Raw genomic sequence first — 19,882 nt, 5'->3', positions numbered from 1 at the left:
GGGCTGCCCCGCCGGCCAGGCGGGGGCAGCCCGGCAGGCGGCCTGATGCCGGGCCCGTCCGGCCCGGCTCAGGTGTTCGTCGCGCGCGAGCGGCGTTCTCCGCGCCGGCGCAGGTACAGGGGCAGGGCGTACCAGCACAGGCCGAACCAGAGCATGACTGCGGCCGCGAGCAGTTCGGCGAAGACGCCGGGCAGGACGAAGCGGAGGATCAGCAGCAGCGTGCAGCCGATGGTCAGGGCGAGGAGGACCATGCCGCACATCATCAGCCGCCCGGCGGTCTCCACCACCTCGTCCTTCATGCGCTGACCGGAGAGGAACCGGTGGATGGAGACGGGGGCGATGAGCGTCCCGGTGGACGCCGCCCCGAGCACGACGGTGGTGACGTAGATGGCGCGGTCCAGCGTCTCCAGCTCCCGGAACAGCGGGGTGAACGCGACGCTGAGCAGGAAGCCGAAGAGGATCTGCACACCCGTCTGGGTGACCCGGGTCTCCTGGAGTATCTCGTTCCAGCGCCGGTTGACGCGTTCCTGCGGCGTCTCCTCCTCCTCGGCGCCGGTTCTCTTCGCCGGGCCGTCCTGCTGCGCGGCGCACGTGGTGTTCTCGCCTTCCGGCCCGGCGGGCTGCTTCGTCGTCGTCACGGCTTCCTCCCCATGTCAGAGGCTCCGTTTGCCCCGCCGGAGCGGCTTTCATGCTGGCCGGCGGCCCACGACCCGCCCGTCCGGCCGGGCCTCGCCGGGCGCCGGGCCGTCCTGGGGGGAGTGGACGTGCGCCGCGAGGGTGGTGGCCAGGGCCTGCCAGACGTGCGCCGCGAGATCGCGGCTGCCGGCCTCGGTCGCCTGACGCGCCAGCCGTTCCAGGGCCGCGACCCCCTCCTCGACGCGGCCCGCCAGGATCGCGAGCCGGCCGTCGAGGACCGACAGCCGCACCCGCTCGCGGTGGGCCAGACGGAGGTGCTCCTCGGACAGCACGGCCCGGCACAGCGCGCGGGCGTCGTCCAGCCGGCCCTGCGCGAACGCGAGGTGCGCCTGGAGCACGCGCAGTTCCTGCAGTTGCGCGGGCGTGCCGATCAGGCCGAGGACGGGGGCGGCCTCGGCCAGCCAGCGCTCGGCCGCGGCCGCCCGGGGTGGTGACATGTGCAGCGCTGTCGCGGAGGCGGCGGCCCGCAGCCGGGCCCACAGGGCCACGTCGTCCCCGCCCTCCAGCAGGCCCAGGGCGGTGTCCAGCCGGGCCAGGGCGGTCGCCTCGTCGCCCCGGCGGTCGCTGACCTCGGCGGCCGCCCACAACGCCTCGGCCGCCAGGGCGGAGGGGGCCCCGGGCAGCAGCTCGCGTTCCATCTCGGCGACGTGCCGGGAGGCCGCCTCCCACCTGCCCAGTTCCGTCTCGACGCCGATCAGCACCGTGAGCGCGGCCAGGGTGTCGGGCACGCCCAGCTCCGCGGCGCGGGCCACGGACAGCGCCTCCACGGCCGCCGGTTCCGCGCCGCCGGCATCGCCCAGGGCGCGGCTGCAGCGGGCGTACCGCACCAGCGACCTGGCCCGCAGGTCGGGTGCCTCCAACACGCGGCTCAGTTCCAGGAGTTCCAGCAGCCGGGCGCGTTCGAGCGCGTAGTCGCCGTCGCGGCCCGCGGCGCGGCTCAGCAGCCACAGGGCCTGCCAGCGGGCGGCGGGATCCTCGCCCGGGTCCTCCTCGACCGCGCGGCCGAGCACCTCCGTGCCGTCCGAACCCGCGGGCGCCGAGGCCACGGACGCCAGCACCGCGGTCAGGGACCTGCCGTCCGAGGGGCCGGTCAGCGCCGAGGCGTCCACCCCGAGCCGCCGGGCGAGATAGGCCACGGTCCGCTCCGTGGGCCGCCGTTCACCGGACTCCAGACGGGACAGATGCCCCGTCGACATCCCGTCGCCGGCGACATCGGCCTGGCTCAGGCCCCGCGCGGCACGCAGCCTCCTCAGCCGACGGCCGAACTGCGGCTGATCCAGCATCTCCCTCCTCGGGTTCGGTGGCCCGGCCGGCACGGTATCCGCGGTTCCGTTTGCCCGAACGGGCGCGTGAGTTGTCCACACTTTAGGGAGCGCGGCACGGGGCGACAAGCCGTGTTGCGAGGCCGGCGGCGCATTACGGAGGCGGTGCCGCCACTCCGCCGGGATTGTTTGCATCGGGGGTTCTCCGTGCCCGAAATGGGCCCGGTCGCAGGGTAGTTGACGCGTTGCCGAGTTCACCTGACAAACTCTTGCCTCAGGGGTTGCCTCCGCTTAGTCTCGAAGGCGACCCCTCAAACGAACCCCCTCTCCGTATCGTGGAGGTTTCCGTGCCGCGCACTGCCCGTACGGGCTTCTCGCCACGGCAGGACTTACGGTTCGCCCGCCCGGTCGCTGCGTCGTCCGCCGACGGGACCGCGCCGCGGGATCGAGTGGTCATGACAACGTTATCCAGGTGACCCGGACGACGGTCGCCTCGGCACCGCCTCCTCAGCTCACCCCGACCCGCCCCGGGGACCCGGCGCCCGCCGCCGGCCCGGAACGACGCGGACACCCGGCCCCGGCCACCGACGAGGTGGCACGCCGTCACCGGGCGCTCGCCCGCACCCTGGCACAGCGCATCGGTCCGCTCCGCGTCCGCACACCCTTCCCAGCCCCCCACGCGCAGGAAGAAGGACGGTACGTCCGTGGCGACCACGAGTTTCCCCGACGCCTCGCCCCGTAAGAAGAAGACCGCCGCCGCGGCCGTGCCGGTCCGCCGTGACCTGATCGGCGCGCCGGACGGTGCCACCGCGGAGACCGCCTGCACGGCCCATGTCTCCCCCCGGACGCTGGCCGTCACGGCCGCGGAACCGGAATTCGCCCGCCAATTCGGCCTGAGCGCCGACGAGATATGCGGACGCGGCCTGCTCGAACTCCTCCGTTCCCCGATTCCCGGACCATTGCGGGAACAGTTCACCGCGCTTTCCTCCGGGCGTTGCCGGAGATTCAGGGAAAGGGTGACGGGCCGCGACGGAGCGGGCCGTGAATTCCCGGCCGAAATCAGCGCGATCGCCGTCGCACAGCCCACGGGTGAAATCGTCGGCCTGGTCGTCTTTCTGCGCCGGATCGAAGAGGCGGCCGGCGGCGGACCCGTACTCAGCGCCCTCGACGCGCAGGTGCTGGAAGGTGTCGCGAGTGGTGAATCCACGGTGCAGTTGGCCTCCCGTCTCTATCTGAGCCGTCAGGGAATCGAATACCGCGTCGGCCAGATGCTGCGGCGTTTCGACGCCCCCAACCGGCCCGCCCTGGTGGCGCGGGCGCACGCCCTCGGGATGTTCGCCCCCGGCCAGTGGCCCCCGCGGGTCCTTGCGGAACGCGTGCGGTAGTGCGGAGCCGGGGCCTGCCGAGCCCCGCGACGGCGGCCGTGGCGGAGACACTCCGCCACGGCCGCCGTCGTACCGGCCCGCCCCGGCAGGGGCGCCGGCCTCACGCCGCCGAGGGCTGCCACGCCTCCTGGAACCGGCGGCGGGCCCGGAACAGGCGCGAGCGGACGGTGCCCACGGGCAGCGCGAGCACCTCGGCCATCTCCTCCTCGTTCAGCCCGTAGGCGCGCAGGGTGAGGACCTGCCGGTGCGCCTGGGACAGCCGCTCCAGCACATCACTGATGTGCACCGCGTCGAGGGGATTGGCCTCCTCCTGCGAGTCCACCTCGGAGCGGCAGCTCTCCGCGCCGTAGCGCCTGGCGGTGCGGATGGCCTCGCGGACCGTCACCGAGCGCACCCAGCCGTAGAACGCCGCCGGTTCGCGCAGGGAACCGAGACCGCGGTAGACGGCGAGCAGCGCCTCCTGCGTGGCGTCGGCACCGTCGTCGTGGGTGATGGACCTGCAGATGCGCGCCACGTAGGGCGTGATGGCGGTCAGCAGGTGGTTCATCGCGTGCTCGTCGCCGGCCTGGGCCCGGGGGAGCAGCGTCAGGGGGGAGGGCAGTTCGCTGACGGTCGTCATGGCGGACAGGGGTTCCTTACACGGCCGGGCGGGCGGGGGTCGGGAGGGCGAACGGGCGGTGCTCAGCCGGCGGTGTGGGCGAGCCCCGGTTCCACCGCGTCCGTGAAACGCAGCAGCCCGGCGCGCACGTCGTCGCGGAACGCCCGCATGAAGGACGGGCTGTAGCAGGCGGTGGAGTGCGGGAACTCGATGGACAGCCGGCCCTCGAAGGAGACCACGCACGCCATGACGGGGCTGCGTCCCGCCTGCGGGAAGTAGTGCTCGCGGGCCGGAACGAGGCGCACGTCGGCCGCCCGCAGCCCGTCCGGCAGCCGCGGACCGGGGACCACGCCCATGTTCGTGGCGATCACCGTGGCCAGTTGCAGCGCGGGATTGCGGGGGATCTCCGGCGTGATGCGCATCTCGTGGAAGTGGTCGCCGCGGGCCAGGAAGTCGCCCAGCCGGGCGTGCACGGCACGGGCCAGCTCCAGCGGCTCCGCACGGGCGGACACCTCCACGGTCTGCAGATGGGTGGTGACCGCGGGAACCAGGTCGGAGGCGGGCACCGGCGGGGTGAGCCGCGTCCGCAGGTCGACGGGGGACAGGCAGCCGAGCGTGCGGGCCCCGTCGTCCCCGGGCAGGCGCCGCCGGGCCGTCGCCAGCAGCGTCGCGGCGATCAGGGCGTGCACGGAGACACCCGAGGCGCGCGCCGTACCGCGCAGCCGGGAGGTGAGGTCCGCGTCCAGGGTCAGCCGACGGACCTCGATGCGCCCCTCCGGGGCGGCACCCTCACCGCCGGCGGCGTCGTACGGGACCAGCTCGACCGGGTGCCGCCGGATCTCCTCCAGCCGGCCGTCGAGGTACTTCGCCGTGTCGGCCTCGTCGGCCGGAGGCAGCAGCCGGCTCACGGGCTCGGGCCAGCGCGGGAGTTCCGAAGCGGCAGTGCCGTCGGCAGTGCCGTCGCTGGTGCCTTCGACCAGCGCCCGGTAGCGGTCCCACAGCGCGTTGTGCGCCTCGATGCTGCTGTGGCCGTCGGCGATGGTGTGGTCGATCACCAGCACGAACAGGTGGCTCCGCCCGTCCGGAGCGCTGACCAGCACGGCACGGCTCAGCGGGCCGCCGACGGGCAGCGGCCTGTTCAGCTCCGCCGCGTAGGCCTCCTCCTCGTCGCCGGTCCGGGTGATCAGCCGGGGCCGCTCGTCCTCGCCGAGCAGGCGCAGCACGTGCCCGCCGCCGTCCTGTTCGATGCGGGACCGCAGCGGCGGGTTCGCCTCCGTCAGGGCGTCGAACGCGGCGGACAGCGCCGCGAGGTCCACCGGTCCACGCAGGGTGCAGGACAGCACGGCCCTGCTTCTCTGGCCCACGTAGAGCGTCTCGACCGGACACAGCACACGGTGCATGCCGTCAGCCTTCTTTCCGTCGTTCGTTCCGGAAATCCACGGTCCCGGGACACAATTGCCACCGCGGCGGTCCGCGGGGAGGCCGGGGGCCTTTCGAGAGTGCACGGCCGACAGTGGCCGAATCCAGCCGAGGGCCCGGCGCGCGGGGAAATCGCGTGATTTCCCTAGAAGATGCGTCCCGACGCACACTCCCCGGCACCCCGAACTCCAGGGAAACCCCTGAATCGGTGCCCCTGAAACCGGTTCACCTTGACCCCGCCGCTGCCGGTGCAGCACCGTGCTGTGCCGTGAAACCGGGGCGGGTGACGTGATCCCCCTGACCTCGTCGTGCGGTCCCTTTCCCCGCCCCGCGGGCCGGCGGTCCGGCGCGTCACCACACGCGCGGGCGGCACGGGGGCGGCCGCACCCGTCCGATCCGGCCGGGCCTTCGCCGTCCGGGACATCTACGGCTTGCCACGTGAGGGTTGCGCTATGTCACTCCAGGAGGACGCACGTCGACCGCTGTCCGGAGCCCAGGAAGGGCTCTGGTACGCCGGACGGCTCGCACCGGACAGCGCCGCGTACAACACCGCGGAGGCCGTGGAGATCCACGGACCCCTCGACACCGCCCTGTTCGAGACCGCGCTGCGGCGCGTCGTCGCCGAGGCCGACACCTTCGCCCTGCGTTTCGCCGACACCGACGACGGGCCCCGCTGCCACCCCGCACCGGACGCGGACGACTGGCCCCTGCACCGGGTCGACGTCAGCGGCGCCGGGGACCCCGAGGCCGCCGCGTGGGAGCACGTCCGCACCGACCTCGCGACCCCCGTCGACCTGGAGAAGGGCCCCCTCTTCGCGCACACCCTGCTGACCCTGGCGCCCGACCGCCACCTGTGGCTGCTGAGGGCACATCACCTGCTCCTGGACGGCTACAGCTACAAGCTCCTCGGGCGCCGCCTGGCCGACACCTACAACGCCCTGGCGCAGGGGCGGGAGCCGGAGCCCAGCGCCTTCGCACCGGTCAGCCGGCTCCAGGAGGAGGAGGCGGCCTACCTCGCCTCCGAACGGCACGCCCGGGACCGTGACCACTGGGCGCGGCGCCTGGCCGATTTGCCCGAGCCCGCCCGGCTCACCTCCCGCACGGCGGCCCCCACGGCGCCCTTCCTGCGCCGCACCGCCGAACTGACGCCCGCCGAGACCGAGGCGCTCGACGCCGCGGCGGCCCGCCTCGGGGTCCGGCGCACCGACCTGCTGACCGCCGCGACCGCCGCCTACCTGCACCGGATGACCGGCGCCGAAGACCTGGTGCTGGGCCTGGCCACGATGAGCCGCCTCGGCAGCGCCGCCCTGCGCACCCCGGGCACCGCCTCCGACGTCCTCCCGCTGCGCGTGGCGGCCGGCCCCGGCACGCCCGTCGCGGAGCTGGTCGCCGCCGTCGCCGGTGAACTGAAGGCCCTGCGCCGCCACCAGCGCTACCGGGGCGAGTTCCTCCGCCGCGACCTGGGCCTGCTGGGCACCGGGCGCCGGCTGTACGGACCGGTGCTCAACATCGTCCCGTTCGACGAGTCCCCGGTCTTCGCCGGACACCCCACCACCTGGCACCACCTGTCCGGCGGGGCCGTCGACGACTTCCAGATCTCGGTGCGCCCCGGACCCCGCGGCGGCGGCCTGTGGCTGGCCTTCGACGCCAATCCCGCCCTGTACGAGGAGGACGAACTGGCCCTGCACCGCGAGCGGTTCCTCGCGGTGCTGCACCGGCTGGCCGCGGCCGAACCGGTGACGCCGCTGGGCGACCTGGACGTCCTGCTGCCGGGTGAACACCCCCGCGACACGCCCGTCCGCACCTTCCCGGCCGAGCGGACCCTCACGGAACTGTTCGAGGCGCAGGTGGCGGCCGGGCCCGAGCGGACCGCCGTCAGCCACGGGCACGAACGGCTCACGTACGCCGCGCTCAACGCCGAGGCCAACCGGCTCGCCCGGCTGCTGACCGCGCACGGCGCGGGGCCCGGCCGGGTCGTGGCGCTCGCCCTGGAACGCGGCCTGCGGCTGCTGCCCGCCCTGCTGGCCGTCCTCAAGACCGGCGCCGCCTACCTGCCCCTGGACCCCGGCCAGCCGGCCGAGCGGCTGCGGCTGGTCGTCGAGGACGCGGCCCCCGTGGTGCTGGTCACCGAGCAGGCCCACGCCCACCTCGCCGACGCCACCGTCCCCGCCGTGCTGCTGGACGACCCGCAGGTGACGGCGGACCTCGCCCGCCGCTCCGGCGCCGACCTCACCGACGCCGAACGGCACGGCCCGGCCGGGCCGTCCGACACCGCCTACATCATCCACACCTCCGGCTCCACCGGCCGCCCCAAGGGCGTGCCCGTGCCGCACGCCAACGTCGTACGGCTCTTCGCCGCCGCGGCCGAGCACTTCGACTTCCGTGCCGACGACGTGTGGACGCTGTTCCACTCCTACGCCTTCGACTTCTCCGTGTGGGAGATCTGGGGCGCCCTGCTGCACGGCGGCCGGCTCGTCGTCGTGCCCTACGCCGTCAGCCGCTCCCCGCGCGAGTTCCTGGACCTGCTGCACCGCGAGGGCGTCACCGTGCTCAACCAGACGCCGTCCGCGTTTGAGCAGCTCGTCGACGCCGACGCCGAACACGGGGGCGACGCCGGGGCGTTGCGCTACGTCGTCTTCGGCGGGGAGGCCCTGCGCCCGGCGCGGCTGCGCCCCTGGACCGAACGGCACGGCCTGGACCGCCCGGCGCTGGTGAACATGTACGGCATCACCGAGACCACGGTGCACGTCACCCACCACCGGCTCACCGCGGCCGACCTGGACGACCCGCGCCGCGCCGGTGTCATCGGCACTCCGCTGGCCGACCTGCGGGTCCACCTGCTGGACGCCGCGGGACGCCCCGTGCCGCCCGGAGCGACCGGAGAGATGTACGTCTCCGGCGCCGGTGTCGCCACCGGCTACCTGCACCGCCCCGAACTGACCGCCGAACGCTTCCTCGACGACCCCTACGGCCCGCCCGGCACCCGCATGTACCGCTCGGGCGACCTCGCCCGGCGCCGCCCCGACGGCACCCTCGACTACCTCGGCCGCGCCGACGCCCAGATACAGCTGCGCGGCTTCCGCGTCGAACCCGGCGAGATCGAGGCCGTCCTCGCCGCCCATCCGGGCGTCTCCCGCGCCGCCGTCGTGCCCCGCCACGCCGGCAACGGCGCCCTGCACCTCGTCGCCTACACCGTCCCCTCCGGCGACGCGCCCGCGAGCCCCGCCGACCTGCGCGCCCACGCCGCCGCCCACCTGCCCGAGCACATGGTCCCCGCCGTCTGCGTCCCGGTGGACGCCCTGCCGCTGACCGCGAACGGCAAGCTCGACGTCCAGGCCCTGCCCGACCCCGACTTCACCGCCGCCGCGTCCGGCACCCGCCCCACCACACCCGAACAGGCCCTGGTCTGCGCCTTGTTCGAGGACGTGCTGCAGCTGCCGCACGAGTCCGTCGGGGTGGACGCCGGTTTCTTCGACCTGGGCGGCGACTCCCTGCTCGCCACCCGACTGCTGGCCCGTGTGCGGCACGAGACCGGCGCGGAGATCCCCATCACCGCCCTGTTCGAGACGCCGACCCCGGCCGCGCTCGCCCTGCGGCTCGCCGTACGGGCGCAGGACGCCCTGCCCCGGCCGGTCCTCGGCGAGGCCGCGCGCCCCGAGCGCGTGCCGCTGTCCTTCGCGCAGGAACGCATGTGGTTCCTGAACCGGCTCGACGAGGGCGCGGCCACCTACCACATCCCGCTCCTCGTCCCCGTCGGGCCCGGCCTCGACGCCGAGGCGCTCGACGCGGCCCTCGGCGACCTGGCCGACCGGCACGAGAGTCTGCGCACCGTGATCGCCGAGCACGACGGAGTGCCCTACCAGCGCATCCTGGCGCCGGGAGAGCTGCGCCCGGTGCTGCGGCGGATCGACTGCCCCGCAGCGGAGGCCGCCGCCCATGTCACCGCCGCGCTGCGGCGCCGCTTCGACCTGACCGCCGAAAGCCCTCTCGCAGCCTGGCTGCTGGGCACCGGCACCGAACGGGTCCTGCTGTTCGTGCTGCACCACGCCGCCGCCGACGGCTGGTCGCTCGGCCCCTTCGCCGCCGACCTGTCCGCCGCCTACGCCTCCCGCCGCGCGGGGCGGGCACCCGACTGGGCTCCGCCGGCGGTGCAGTACGCCGACTACGCGCTGTGGCAGCGCGCCCTGCTGGCCCCCGGACCGGACGGGCCCGGCCGGCTGGAACGGCTCACCGCCCACTGGCGCACCGTGCTGGACGGCCTGCCCGAGGAGTGCACCCTGCCCGGCGACCGGCCGCGGCCCACCGCGCCGCGCGGCGACGGCGCGCACGTCGAACTCGCCGTCGACGCCGCCCTGCACCGTGCCCTGCTGCACCTCGCCGACCGTGAGGGCGCCAGCCTCTTCATGGTGCTGCACGCCGCTGTCAGCGCCCTGCTCACCCGCTGCGGCGCCGGCGAGGACATCGTCCTCGGCACCCCCGTGGCGGGCCGCACCGAACCCGGCCTCGACCCCCTGATCGGCCTGATCACCAACACCCTGGTGCTGCGCGCCGACACCTCCGGGGATCCCGCCTTCCGCGACCTCCTCGCCCGGCTGCGCACCGCCGACCTGGCCGCCCTGGACCACCAGGACCTGCCCTTCGACCGCCTGGTGGAGGACCTCAACCCGCCCCGCACGCCCGGCCGCCACCCCCTGTTCCAGGTGATGCTCGCCCTGCAGAACAACAGGCCGGCCGTCCTCGAACTCGACGGCCACCGCACCGAGTTGCGGCCCACCGCCACCGGCACCGCCAAGTTCGACCTCTTCGTGGACGTCCTGGAGCGCCACGACCCCGAGGGCGGCCCCGACGGCCTGACCCTGCACGTCGAGTACGCCACCGACCTCTACGACGCCGGCACCGCCGAAGCGTTCGCCCACGCGCTGCACGACGTCCTCGGCACGGTGAGCGCCGACCCCGGGACCCGCCTCGGGGACCTGCCCGCGCTCCCCGAGCGCACCCCCGCCCCGGCCGCGGCCGACCCCGCCGTCCTTCAGGACGCGGCCCTGTCCGTGCCCGGCATCCGCGCCGCCCACGCCCTGCCCGCGGGCGGCGACACCCCGCCGCGCCTGTACGTGGTGCCCGGGCGGTCCGACGCCGCCGAACGCGTCGAGGAGTTCCTGCACCGCGCGGGCCACGGTTCCGTCCGCGTCACGGCGGTCAACGCCCTGCCCCGGGCCGAGGACGGCACCGTCGACGGCGCGGCACTGCGCGCCCTGCCCGCCGTCGACGCGACCGCGGCCCGGACCTGGCGGGAGCGGCTCGCACCGCTGCCCGGCGTCACCACGGTCGACGTGTCGGTGGAGAACGCCCCCGAGGAACTGGACCGCCGCCACACCGGACTGCCCGACCGCTCCGCCCAGGCCGCCCCCGCCGCCCGCACCGCGCAGGCCTCCGGCGTTCCGGCCGTCAGCGAGGGCCCCGCCCTCGCCGAGCCGTCCGTGCCCAGCTGGGCCGAGGCCCTGCGCCGCGCCGCCGCACGGGACCGGGGCGACATCGTGCACGTCCACGCCGACGGCAGCGAGCACCGGCGCACCTACGCGTCCCTCGTCCCCGAGGCCTCCCGCGTCCTGGCCGGACTGCGCCGGGCCGGGCTGCGCCCGGGCGACCAGGTCATCCTCCAGTGCGACGTCACCGAGGACTTCCTCGCCGTGCTGTGGGGCTGCGTCCTCGGCGACTTCGTCGCCGTCCCGCTCACCGTCCCCGCCTCCTACGACACCCCGTCCGCGGCGCTGACCAAGCTGGAGGGCATCTGGCGGATGCTCGGCCGCCCCTGGATCGTGTGCTCCGCCGGCCGCGAGGCCGCTCTGCGCGCGGTCGCCGCCCGGCAGGACTGGCCCGAGCCGCGCATCACCACCGCCGACGCCCTGCGCGAGGCGCCCGAGGACCACGACTGGCACCCCGCCGAACCGGACGACCTCCTGCTGATGCTCATGACGTCCGGCAGCACCGGCCTGCCCAAGGCGGTGCGGCTCACCCACCGCAACGTGCTCACCCGCTCGGCCGCCACCGAGCAGATGAACGGCCTCGGCGCCGACGACGTCTCCCTGAACTGGATCCCGCTCGACCACGTCACCGGCGTGGTGATGTTCCACCTGCGCGACGTGTACCTGGGCTGCCGCCAGGTGCACGCCCCCACCTCCTGGATCCTGCAGGACCCGCTGCGCTGGATGGACCTCGCCGACCGGCACCGGGTCACCGTCACCTGGGCGCCCAACTTCGCCTTCGGGCTCCTCGCCGAACAGGCCCACCGCTTCACCGGCCGCGCCTGGGACCTGTCGCCGATGCGGCTGGTCATGAACGCCGGTGAGGTCGTCGTCGCCTCCGCCGCCCGCGCGTTCCTGCACACGCTCCAGCCCTTCGGCCTGCCGCAGGACGTGATGCACCCCGGCTGGGGCATGTCCGAGACCTGCTCCGTGGTCACCGACGCCGTCCTGCCCGCCGAACCCGTCCCGGGCGAAGGGACGTTCGTCAGCTGCGGCCGGCCCTACCCCGGCTTCGCCATGCGGATCGTCGACGAGCAGGGCACGGTCCTCACCGAGGGCGAGGCGGGCCGCTTCCAGGTCCGCGGCACCTCGGTGACCGGCGGCTACCACGACAACCCGGCGGCCAACGCCGAGGCGTTCACCGACGACGGCTGGTTCGACACCGGCGACCTGGCGTTCCTGCGCGACGGCGAGCTCTACATCACCGGCCGCGCCAAGGACGTCATCATCGTCAACGGCGTGAACCACTACAGCCACGAGATCGAGGCCTGCGTCGAGGAACTGCCGTACGCCGAGCGGAGCTTCACCGCCGCCGTCGCGGTGCGCACCGATCCCTCGTCACCCACCGACGAACTCGCCCTGTTCCTGCACCTCACCCCGGAGGCCACCGCCGACCCGGCCCGCGCCCTGCGCGAGATCGCCGGCAAGGTCACCCGGGAGATCGGCGTCAGCCCGTCCTTCCTCATCCCCGTGGCGCGGGACGCCGTCCCCAAGACGGAGATCGGCAAGATCCAGCGCACCCGGCTGCGCAAGAGCTTCGAGGCGGGCGACTTCGACGACGAGGTGCGCCGGACCCAACTGCTGCTGGGCACCGCGGCCACCGTCCCCGACTGGTTCCTGCGCCCGGTGTGGCAGCGCGCGGAACGCCCCGCCGCCCGTCCCACGACGTCCGGCCGGCACACCCTCGTCCTCGCGGGCGGCGACCCGCGGGCCGGCGCACTCGCCCAACGGCTCGCCGACGCGCTGCGCTCCGCCGGGGGCCTGTGCACGGTGGTCTGCGAAGGACCGTCGTACACCCGGACCGACGCCGCGCACTACCGCGTCCGGCCCGCCGAGGAGTCCGACTACGCCGCGCTGCTGGACCGGCTGGAGCACGACCAGCGGCCCGTCGACGCCGTCCTCCACCTCGACGGACTCCGGGCGGGCCCCCGGACGGCGCCGGAGGACACGACCGGTGCGGAGCGGCTGCTCGCCTTCGCCCGGGCCCTCATCGCCCGCCCCGGCCGGCAGCGCCCCGTGGACCTGGTGCACGTGTCCGCGGGCGCCCAGGCCGTCCGCCCCGGCGACCACCCCTCCCCGCCCCACGCCCTGGCCGGAGCGCTGCTGAAGTCGCTGGCCGAGGAGTGCGGCTGGCTGCGGACCCGGCACCTCGACCTGCCCCCGGACGACGGCACCGACCCGCTGGCCCTCCTGACGGCCGAGACGGCCGCCGGCGCGGACGGCGCGGACGTGGCGTACCGCGACGGACTGCGCTACGAACGCCGCCTGGCCGCCCTGCCCGACAGCCCGCCCCGCGCCGAGCCGACCGCGCCCGACGGCTTCACCCTGCTCACCGGAGGCCTCGGCGGCGTCGGCACCGAGATCGCCGCCCACCTGCTGCGCACCCCCGGCACCCGGCTGCTCGTCCTCGGGCGCACCCCCGAGGACGAGGCCCACGCCCTGCCGCGGCTGCGCGACCGCGGAGAGGTCCGCTACGCCCGCGCCGACGTCACCGACGAAGCCCGGGTCCGCGCCGCGGTCGAGGCCGCCACCGAAGCCTGGGGCGTGCCCCTGACGTCGGTGCTGCACCTGGCCGGGACGCTCGTGGAGCGCCCCGTGGGCGAACTGGACGGCCCCACCTGGCGCCGGGCGCTGGAGGCGAAGGTGCGCGGCGCGTGGACCCTGCACCGGCTCACCGCCGACCACCCGGTCCACTCCTTCGTCATGTTCTCCTCGGTCAACGGCTTCTTCGGCGGCGCCATGAACGCCGCCTACGCCGCCGCCAACGCCTACCTGGACGCCCTCGCCGGGTACCGCCGCGGCCTCGGCCTGCCCGCCCAGTCGCTCGCCTGGAGCATGTGGCGCGAACGCGGCATGAGCCGCGGCTACGGTCTCACCGCGCTCACCGAGGCCCGGGGCTACCGGCTGCTCGACGTTCCCGCCGCGCTGCGCTCCTTCGACCTCGCCCGCACCCTCGACGAGCCGCACCTGCTGATCGGCGCCGACCGCACCGCCCCCTGGGTGCGCAGCCACGTCGTGGCGCCCGTCCGCCAGACCCGCCGCCTGGCCGCGCGGGTCGGCCTGCAGGACGGCACCGACCTCGGCGCCCTGTACCGCGCCGTCACCGGCCGCGCCCGCGCGGCCGGCCTGTCCGACGACGGGTGGACGCTGCGCTCGGCGGGCACGAGCGCCCGCCCCGACGAGACAGGCACGGAAGACGGCCTGCGGCGGCTGGAGAGCCGGCTCGCCGAGGTGTGGTGCGACGTCCTGGGCCGCGACCGCGTGGGCCTGGACGACAACTTCTTCGACCTGGGCGGCAACTCCCTGCTCCTGGTCACCGCCCAGAGTGCCGTCAACCGCGCGTTCGGCAGCGACCTGTCGGTGGTCGACCTGTTCGCACACCCCACCGTCCGGGACCTGGCCCGCCACCTGTCGGCCACCGGCGCGGGCCCGGTGCCGGACGCCGAGGCGCCCTCCCGGCCGGAGACCGGCGACGGCCTGGACCGCGCCCGGGAACAAGCCCGCCGGCAACGCGCCGCCCGCGCCCGCCGCACCGCCCGCCAGGGCAAGGACCGCGGCCATGCGTGAGCGGGCCGACGGCACACCGCACACCCACGAACCGGGAGAGGACGAGGCACAGGCCGTGCACGACACCACCGCACCCCTCGACGAGGACTTCCCCGCCGTAGCCGTCATCGGCATGGCGGGCCGCTTCCCCGGCGCCGACGACCTCGACGCCTTCTGGGACAACCTCGCGGCCGGCCGGGAGTCCGTACGGCCCGTCACCGACGAGGAGTTCCTCGCCGCGGGCGGCGACCCGCGCGACCTCGACGACCCGTCACTGATCCGCAAGGTGTCCGTCGTCGAGGGCATCGACCGCTTCGACTCCGGTTTCTTCGGCTACAGCCCCGCCGAGGCCGCCGTCGTCGACCCGCAGCAGCGACTGCTGCTGGAGACGGCCTACCACGCCCTGGAGGACGCCGGCTGCCTCGGCGCCGACCGGTCCGACGAGGCGTTCGGCGTGTACGCGGGGGCGGGGGACAGCCGCTACTACCCGGCCCACGTCCACCCCCGCTTCGCCGGGCAGCCCGGCTCGGTGGCCCTCGTCCACGCGGCCACGGCCAACTCCCTCGGCACCCTCGCCACCCGCATCTCCTACGAACTCGGCCTCACCGGGCCCAGCGTGTCCCTGCAGACGGCCTGCTCCACCGCGCTGGTCGCCGTGCACACCGCCTGCCAGGACCTGCTCGACCACCGCTGCGACACCGCGCTCGCCGCCGCCGTCTCCCTCAACCCCTCGGCCGTCCTGGGCTACCGCCACGTGCCCGACGGGCCCTTCTCACCCGACGGGCACTGCCGGGCCTTCGCCGCGGACGCCGCCGGCACCTCCTCCGGCGACGGAGTGGGAGCCGTCGTCCTCAAGCGACTGGAGGACGCCCTCGCCGACGGCGACCGCATCCGCGCCGTCATCCGCGGCAGCGCCGTCAACAACGACGGCCGCCGCAAGGTCGGCTTCAGCGCCCCCAGCGCCGCCGGGCAGACCGAGGTCATCCTCGCCGCGCAGGCCCAGGCCGAGGTCGACGCCGGCACCATCGGCCTGATCGAGGCGCACGGCACCGCCACCAAACTCGGCGACCCGATCGAGGTGTCCGCCCTGACGGAGGCCTTCCGGCACAGCACGGACCGGACCGGATTCTGCGCGCTCGGCTCGGTCAAGACCAACATCGGCCACCTGGGAGCCGCCGCCGGCATCGCCGGACTCATCAAGGCCGTCCTGGCCCTGGAACACCGGCAGATCCCGCCGAGCCTGCACTTCGAGAGGCCCAACCCGCTCATCGACTTCGACGCGAGCCCCTTCCGCGTGCCCACCGCCCTGGAGGACTGGCCCGAGGGGGAGCACCCCCGCCGGGCCGCCGTCAGCGCCTTCGGCATCGGCGGCACCAACGCCCATGTCGTCCTGGAGGAGGCACCCCGCGTCGCACCCGCCGCGCCGCGCCCGCCCGAGGAGGAGCGCCGCGTGGTGCTGCCGCTGTCGGCGCGCACCGCCGGAGCCCTGCGCGGCCAGGCCGAGGCACTCGCCCGGCACCTGGAGCGCCGGCCGGAGCTGCGCCTGGACGACGTGGCCCACTCCCTGCGCACCGACCGGCCCGCGCTGCGCCACCGGCTCACCGTCTCGGCCGCCTCCCGCGCCGAGGCCCTCGACGCGCTGCGCTCCGCCGCCCCTGCCACCCCGCCGCTGACCGACGACCCGGTCCGGGTGGCGTTCCTGCTGCCCGGCGGCGGCACCCAGTACCCCGGCATGGGCAAGGAGCTGTACCGCGACCACGCCGTCTACCGCGACACCGTCGACGAGTGCGCCCGCATCCTGCGGCCCGTCCTCGGCACCGACCTGCGCACCGCCCTCTTCGAGGAGCAACGGCCCGACGACCTCTGCGCGTTCCTCGGACTCGTCGTCACCGAGTACGCCCTGGCCCGCACCCTCATGGAGTCGGGCGTGCGCCCCGACGCGCTGATCGGCCACTCGCTCGGCGAGTACACGGCCGCCTGCCTGGCCGGCGTCATCGACCTGGCGGACATGCTGCCCCTGGTCACCGAACGCATCCGACTCATCAGCTCCGCCGGCGGGGCCACGGTCGGCGTCGCCGCCCCGGCCGAGGAGATCCGGCCCCTGCTCGACGCCGACCTGTCCCTGGCCGCCGTCAACGGCCCCAGCGCCTGCACCGTCGCCGGGCACCTCGACGCCGTCACCCGCTTCGAAGCCGAACTCACCCGCCGCGGCGTCCCGTTCCGCCGCCTGCGCATCCCCGTCGCGGCCCACTCCCACGTCCTTGACCCCGTCCTGCCGGCCTACGAGACCCACCTGCGCCAAGTCACCCTGCGCCCGCCGCGCATCCCGTACGTCACCAACGTCACCGGCACCTGGATCACCGACGCCCAGGCCACCTCCGTACGGCACTGGATCGACCACACCCGCGACACCGTCCGGTTCGCCGACGGCATCACCGCCCTGTGGGACCGGCTGCGCCCCGTCCTCGTGGAGATCGGGCCCGGCGACACCCTGACCAAGCTCGCCACCGGCCGGCTCACCGACGCGGCGCCGGTCACGGTGACCACCATGCGGCACGCCAAGGCCGAGGCGTCCGACGGGTTCGTCCTCGCCGAGGCGCTGGGACGGCTGTGGAGCGCGGGCGTGGACAGCGCCCTGCCCCCGGTGCCGGGCTCGCCCCGGCGGGTGCCGCTGCCCCCGTACGCCTTCGAACGCCTGCGCCACTGGATCGACGCGCCGGGCGCCCGGACGGACCCCGCCGCGTCCGACGACACCCCGGCCGCCGCGGACGCCGGCCTCGCCCCCCGGCCCCGGCTGACGACCGAGCACGTACCGCCGCGCACCGACCGCGAACGCGAGGTCACCCGGCTGTGGGAGGAGACCCTCGGCATCGGCGGCATCGGCCTGCACGACAACTTCTTCGACCTCGGCGGCGACTCGATGCGCGCCGTGCTGCTGGCGGGCCGGCTGCGCCAGGCCGGTGTCCTCGACGTCCCGGCGGCGACCCTGCTGGCCGCGCCCACCGTGGCCGGGGTCCTCGCCTCGGCCGACCAGCCGGCCGAGACGGCGCCGGACGGCACCACCACCGCGCTCGGCCCGCTGCTGCCGCTGCGCGCCGAGGGCACCGCCACGCCCCTGTTCTGCGTCCACCCCGGCGCGGGCATCGCCTGGCGCTACACGGGGCTGCTGCCCCACCTCGGCGGTGACCAGCCCGTCCACGGCATCCAGGCGGCCGGCCTCGACGGCACCCGGCCGCCCGCCCCGGACGCCGCCGCCATGGTCGCCCACTACCTCGACCTGGTGCGCGAGGTGCAACCCCACGGCCCCTACCGGCTGCTGGGCTGGTCCTACGGCGGATTCGTCGCCCACGCCATGGCCTGCGCCCTCCAGCGCGACGGGGAGCAGGTCGAGCTCCTCGCCATGCTGGACGCCCCCCAGCCGCACGGCACCGTCCACGACCCCGAGGCGGCCGAACGCCAGGTCGCCGCCCTGCTGTCCAGGGTGGCCGGGCTCGCGGTCGACGGGGCGTCCGTGGACACCGTCCTGGACCGGATCGACGCCCGGGTCACGGCCGACCCGTCGAGCGTCCCCGTGACCCGCGCCGAGGCCGCCGCCATCGCCGCCGTCATGCGCAACAACCTGCGCATCGCGCCACAGTTCACCCCCGGCGTCTACCGCGGCGACGTGCTGTTCTTCAGCGCCGCGGAGGAGCAGCCCACCGACTTCCCGGCGGATCTGGCGGTCCTGCCGGGCAAGGCCGACAGCTGGCGGCCCTACGTCGACGGCACGCTCCACGACCACCACGTGCCCTGCGGCCACTACGAGATGACCGAACCCGAACCGATCGCCCGTATCGGTGAAGCGGTCGCCAAGGCCCTGCGCGGTCTCGGCGACCGGGCCGCCACCTCCCCTTCCCCCTGAACCCGCGTCGAGGAGAACCAGCGTGAGTGCGACCCAGGACCTCTACGAACTCGGTGACGCGCCCGAGATCGGCACCGCCCCGAAGAAGATGTACGCCTCGCTCATCCGCCGTGAGCGCTACGGACAGCCCGTCGACGCCTTCCGCACCGAGGTGGTCGACGTCCCGCCCGTGGGGCGCGGCCAGGTCCTGGTGAAGGTGATGGCGGCCGGCATCAACTACAACAACGTCTGGGCGGCGCTCGGTTCGCCGCTCGACGTGATCGCCGCGCGGCAGAAGGCGGGCGCCACCGAGGACTTCCACATCGGCGGCTCCGACCTGTCCGGCATCGTCTGGGCGGTCGGCGAGGACGTGCGCGGGGTGAAGCTCGGGGACGAGGTGGTCGTCCTCGCCAACCGCTGGGACGAGAAGGCCGAGGACATCCGCCTCGGCGGCGACCCCACCTGGTCCACCAGCCAGCGGGTGTGGGGCTACGAGGAGAACTACGGCTCCTTCGCCCAGTTCGCGGTCGTCGACGACTACATGCTCCACCCCAAGCCCGCCCGGCTGTCGTGGGCGGAGGCCGCCTGCTACATGGCGACCGCCGCCACCGCCTACCGCCAGCTGTTCGGCTGGCAGCCGCACACGGTGCGCCCGGGTGACCCGGTGCTGATCTGGGGCGGCGCCGGCGGACTCGGCTGCATCGCCATCCAGCTCGTCCGGCACGTCGGCGGCATCCCCGTCGCGGTCGTCTCCAGTGAGGAACGCGGTGAGTTCTGCCTCAAGCTGGGCGCCGAGGGCTTCATCGACCGGCGGCGGTTCGACCACTGGGGGCGGCTGCCGGACACCTCCGACGACGAGGCCATGGGCCGCTGGCTGTCCGGGGCCCGCGCCTTCGGGCGGGCCTTCTGGGACGTGCTCGGCGAGCGCCGCAGCCCGCGCATCGTGCTGGAGCACTCCGGCGCCGACACCATCCCCACGTCCCTGTACCTGTGCGACAACGGCGGCATGGTCGTCCTGTGCGGCGGCACCACCGGCTACAACGGCGACGTCGACCTGCGGTTCCTGTGGATGCGGCAGAAGCGCCTGCAGGGCTCGCACGTCGCCACCGCCCGCGAGGCACGCGAGGTGACGCGGCTGATCGACCAGGGAATCATCGACCCCTGCCTGTCCCGGACCTTCGATTTCGACGAGATCGGCCTCGCGCACCAGCTCATCCACGACAACCGCCACCCGGCGGGCAATATGGCCGCCAGGGTCGGCGACCGCGGGTGATTCACGCCCGGCCAGAGGGGTACCTGCGGCGGGGTACGACGCACACGGACCTCCCGGAGGTACCCCCATGGGCAAGCTGGGCGACATGATGAACAAGGCCAAGCAGATGGCCAAGGGTCACCCCGACCAGGCGGACAAGGGCGTCTCGGGCGCCGAGCGCATGGTCGACGAGCGGACGGGCGACAAGTACGACGCCAAGACCGACAAGGCGGCCGACGCGGTGCGGCGTTCCTACCGGGACGGTGGCACGCCGGAGCGCTGAACCGCAGCGCCGCCCGTCCCCGGTGCGCCGGGGACGGGC

Annotated in this window: 9 protein-coding genes; 5 read left to right on the top strand and 4 right to left on the bottom strand. The window is 74.9% G+C overall.

The genetic code is table 11. The annotated features are described in order from the left end of the window. Positions 1–68 precede the first annotated feature (68 nt). Positions 69–638 (bottom strand): DUF6328 family protein, encoded by a 570-nt coding sequence (locus ACIGAN_RS07530; protein WP_399855818.1) that lies wholly within the window; start codon positions 636–638, stop codon positions 69–71. Positions 639–686: 48 nt separating this feature from the next. Next, a complete protein-coding gene (locus ACIGAN_RS07525; RefSeq protein WP_399855815.1) occupies positions 687–1,979 on the bottom strand; it encodes a helix-turn-helix domain-containing protein in 1,293 nt (430 codons plus the stop codon). 683 nt (positions 1,980–2,662) lie between these two features. Between ACIGAN_RS07525 and ACIGAN_RS07520 the strand changes: the two genes are divergently transcribed. Then, positions 2,663–3,343 carry a PAS domain-containing protein gene (locus ACIGAN_RS07520; RefSeq protein WP_399855812.1) on the top strand — a complete coding sequence of 227 codons (681 nt, stop codon included), beginning with the start codon at positions 2,663–2,665 and terminating at the stop codon, positions 3,341–3,343. A gap of 100 nt (positions 3,344–3,443) precedes the next feature. Here the strand turns inward: ACIGAN_RS07520 and ACIGAN_RS07515 are convergent, their stop codons facing one another. Then, the gene (locus ACIGAN_RS07515) at positions 3,444–3,962 is read right to left on the bottom strand and encodes an RNA polymerase sigma factor (protein ID WP_399855810.1); all 519 of its coding nucleotides are present in this window, start codon (positions 3,960–3,962) and stop codon (positions 3,444–3,446) included. A gap of 62 nt (positions 3,963–4,024) precedes the next feature. After that, positions 4,025–5,341, bottom strand: a complete 1,317-nt coding sequence (locus ACIGAN_RS07510; protein ID WP_399855807.1) for a phthiocerol/phthiodiolone dimycocerosyl transferase family protein — start codon at positions 5,339–5,341, stop codon at positions 4,025–4,027. 471 nt (positions 5,342–5,812) lie between these two features. On the opposite strand from ACIGAN_RS07510, the gene ACIGAN_RS07505 reads away from it, so the two are divergent. The 4 genes from ACIGAN_RS07505 (at position 5,813) to ACIGAN_RS07490 (ending at position 19,843) form a co-directional block, all read left to right on the top strand. Continuing rightward, positions 5,813–14,449 (top strand): amino acid adenylation domain-containing protein, encoded by an 8,637-nt coding sequence (locus ACIGAN_RS07505; RefSeq protein ID WP_399855805.1) that lies wholly within the window; start codon positions 5,813–5,815, stop codon positions 14,447–14,449. Continuing rightward, complete coding sequence (locus ACIGAN_RS07500) at positions 14,442–18,329, top strand: type I polyketide synthase (RefSeq protein ID WP_365740658.1); 3,888 nt, start codon at positions 14,442–14,444, stop codon at positions 18,327–18,329. The genes ACIGAN_RS07505 and ACIGAN_RS07500 overlap by 8 nt, the downstream gene beginning before the upstream one ends. Positions 18,330–18,351: 22 nt before the next feature. Next, positions 18,352–19,581, top strand: a complete 1,230-nt coding sequence (ccrA, locus tag ACIGAN_RS07495; protein WP_365740659.1) for a crotonyl-CoA carboxylase/reductase — start codon at positions 18,352–18,354, stop codon at positions 19,579–19,581. 67 nt (positions 19,582–19,648) lie between these two features. Then, positions 19,649–19,843, top strand: a complete 195-nt coding sequence (locus tag ACIGAN_RS07490; RefSeq protein WP_365090152.1) for an antitoxin — start codon at positions 19,649–19,651, stop codon at positions 19,841–19,843. Positions 19,844–19,882 lie beyond the last annotated feature (39 nt).

Source organism: Streptomyces sp. NPDC085931, from assembly GCF_044540565.1.
In the GTDB taxonomy this organism is placed as follows: Bacteria; Actinomycetota; Actinomycetes; order Streptomycetales; family Streptomycetaceae; genus Streptomyces.
The sequence above is the reverse complement of the archived record's forward strand: the minus strand, read 5'-3'. Positions and strand labels throughout refer to the sequence as shown.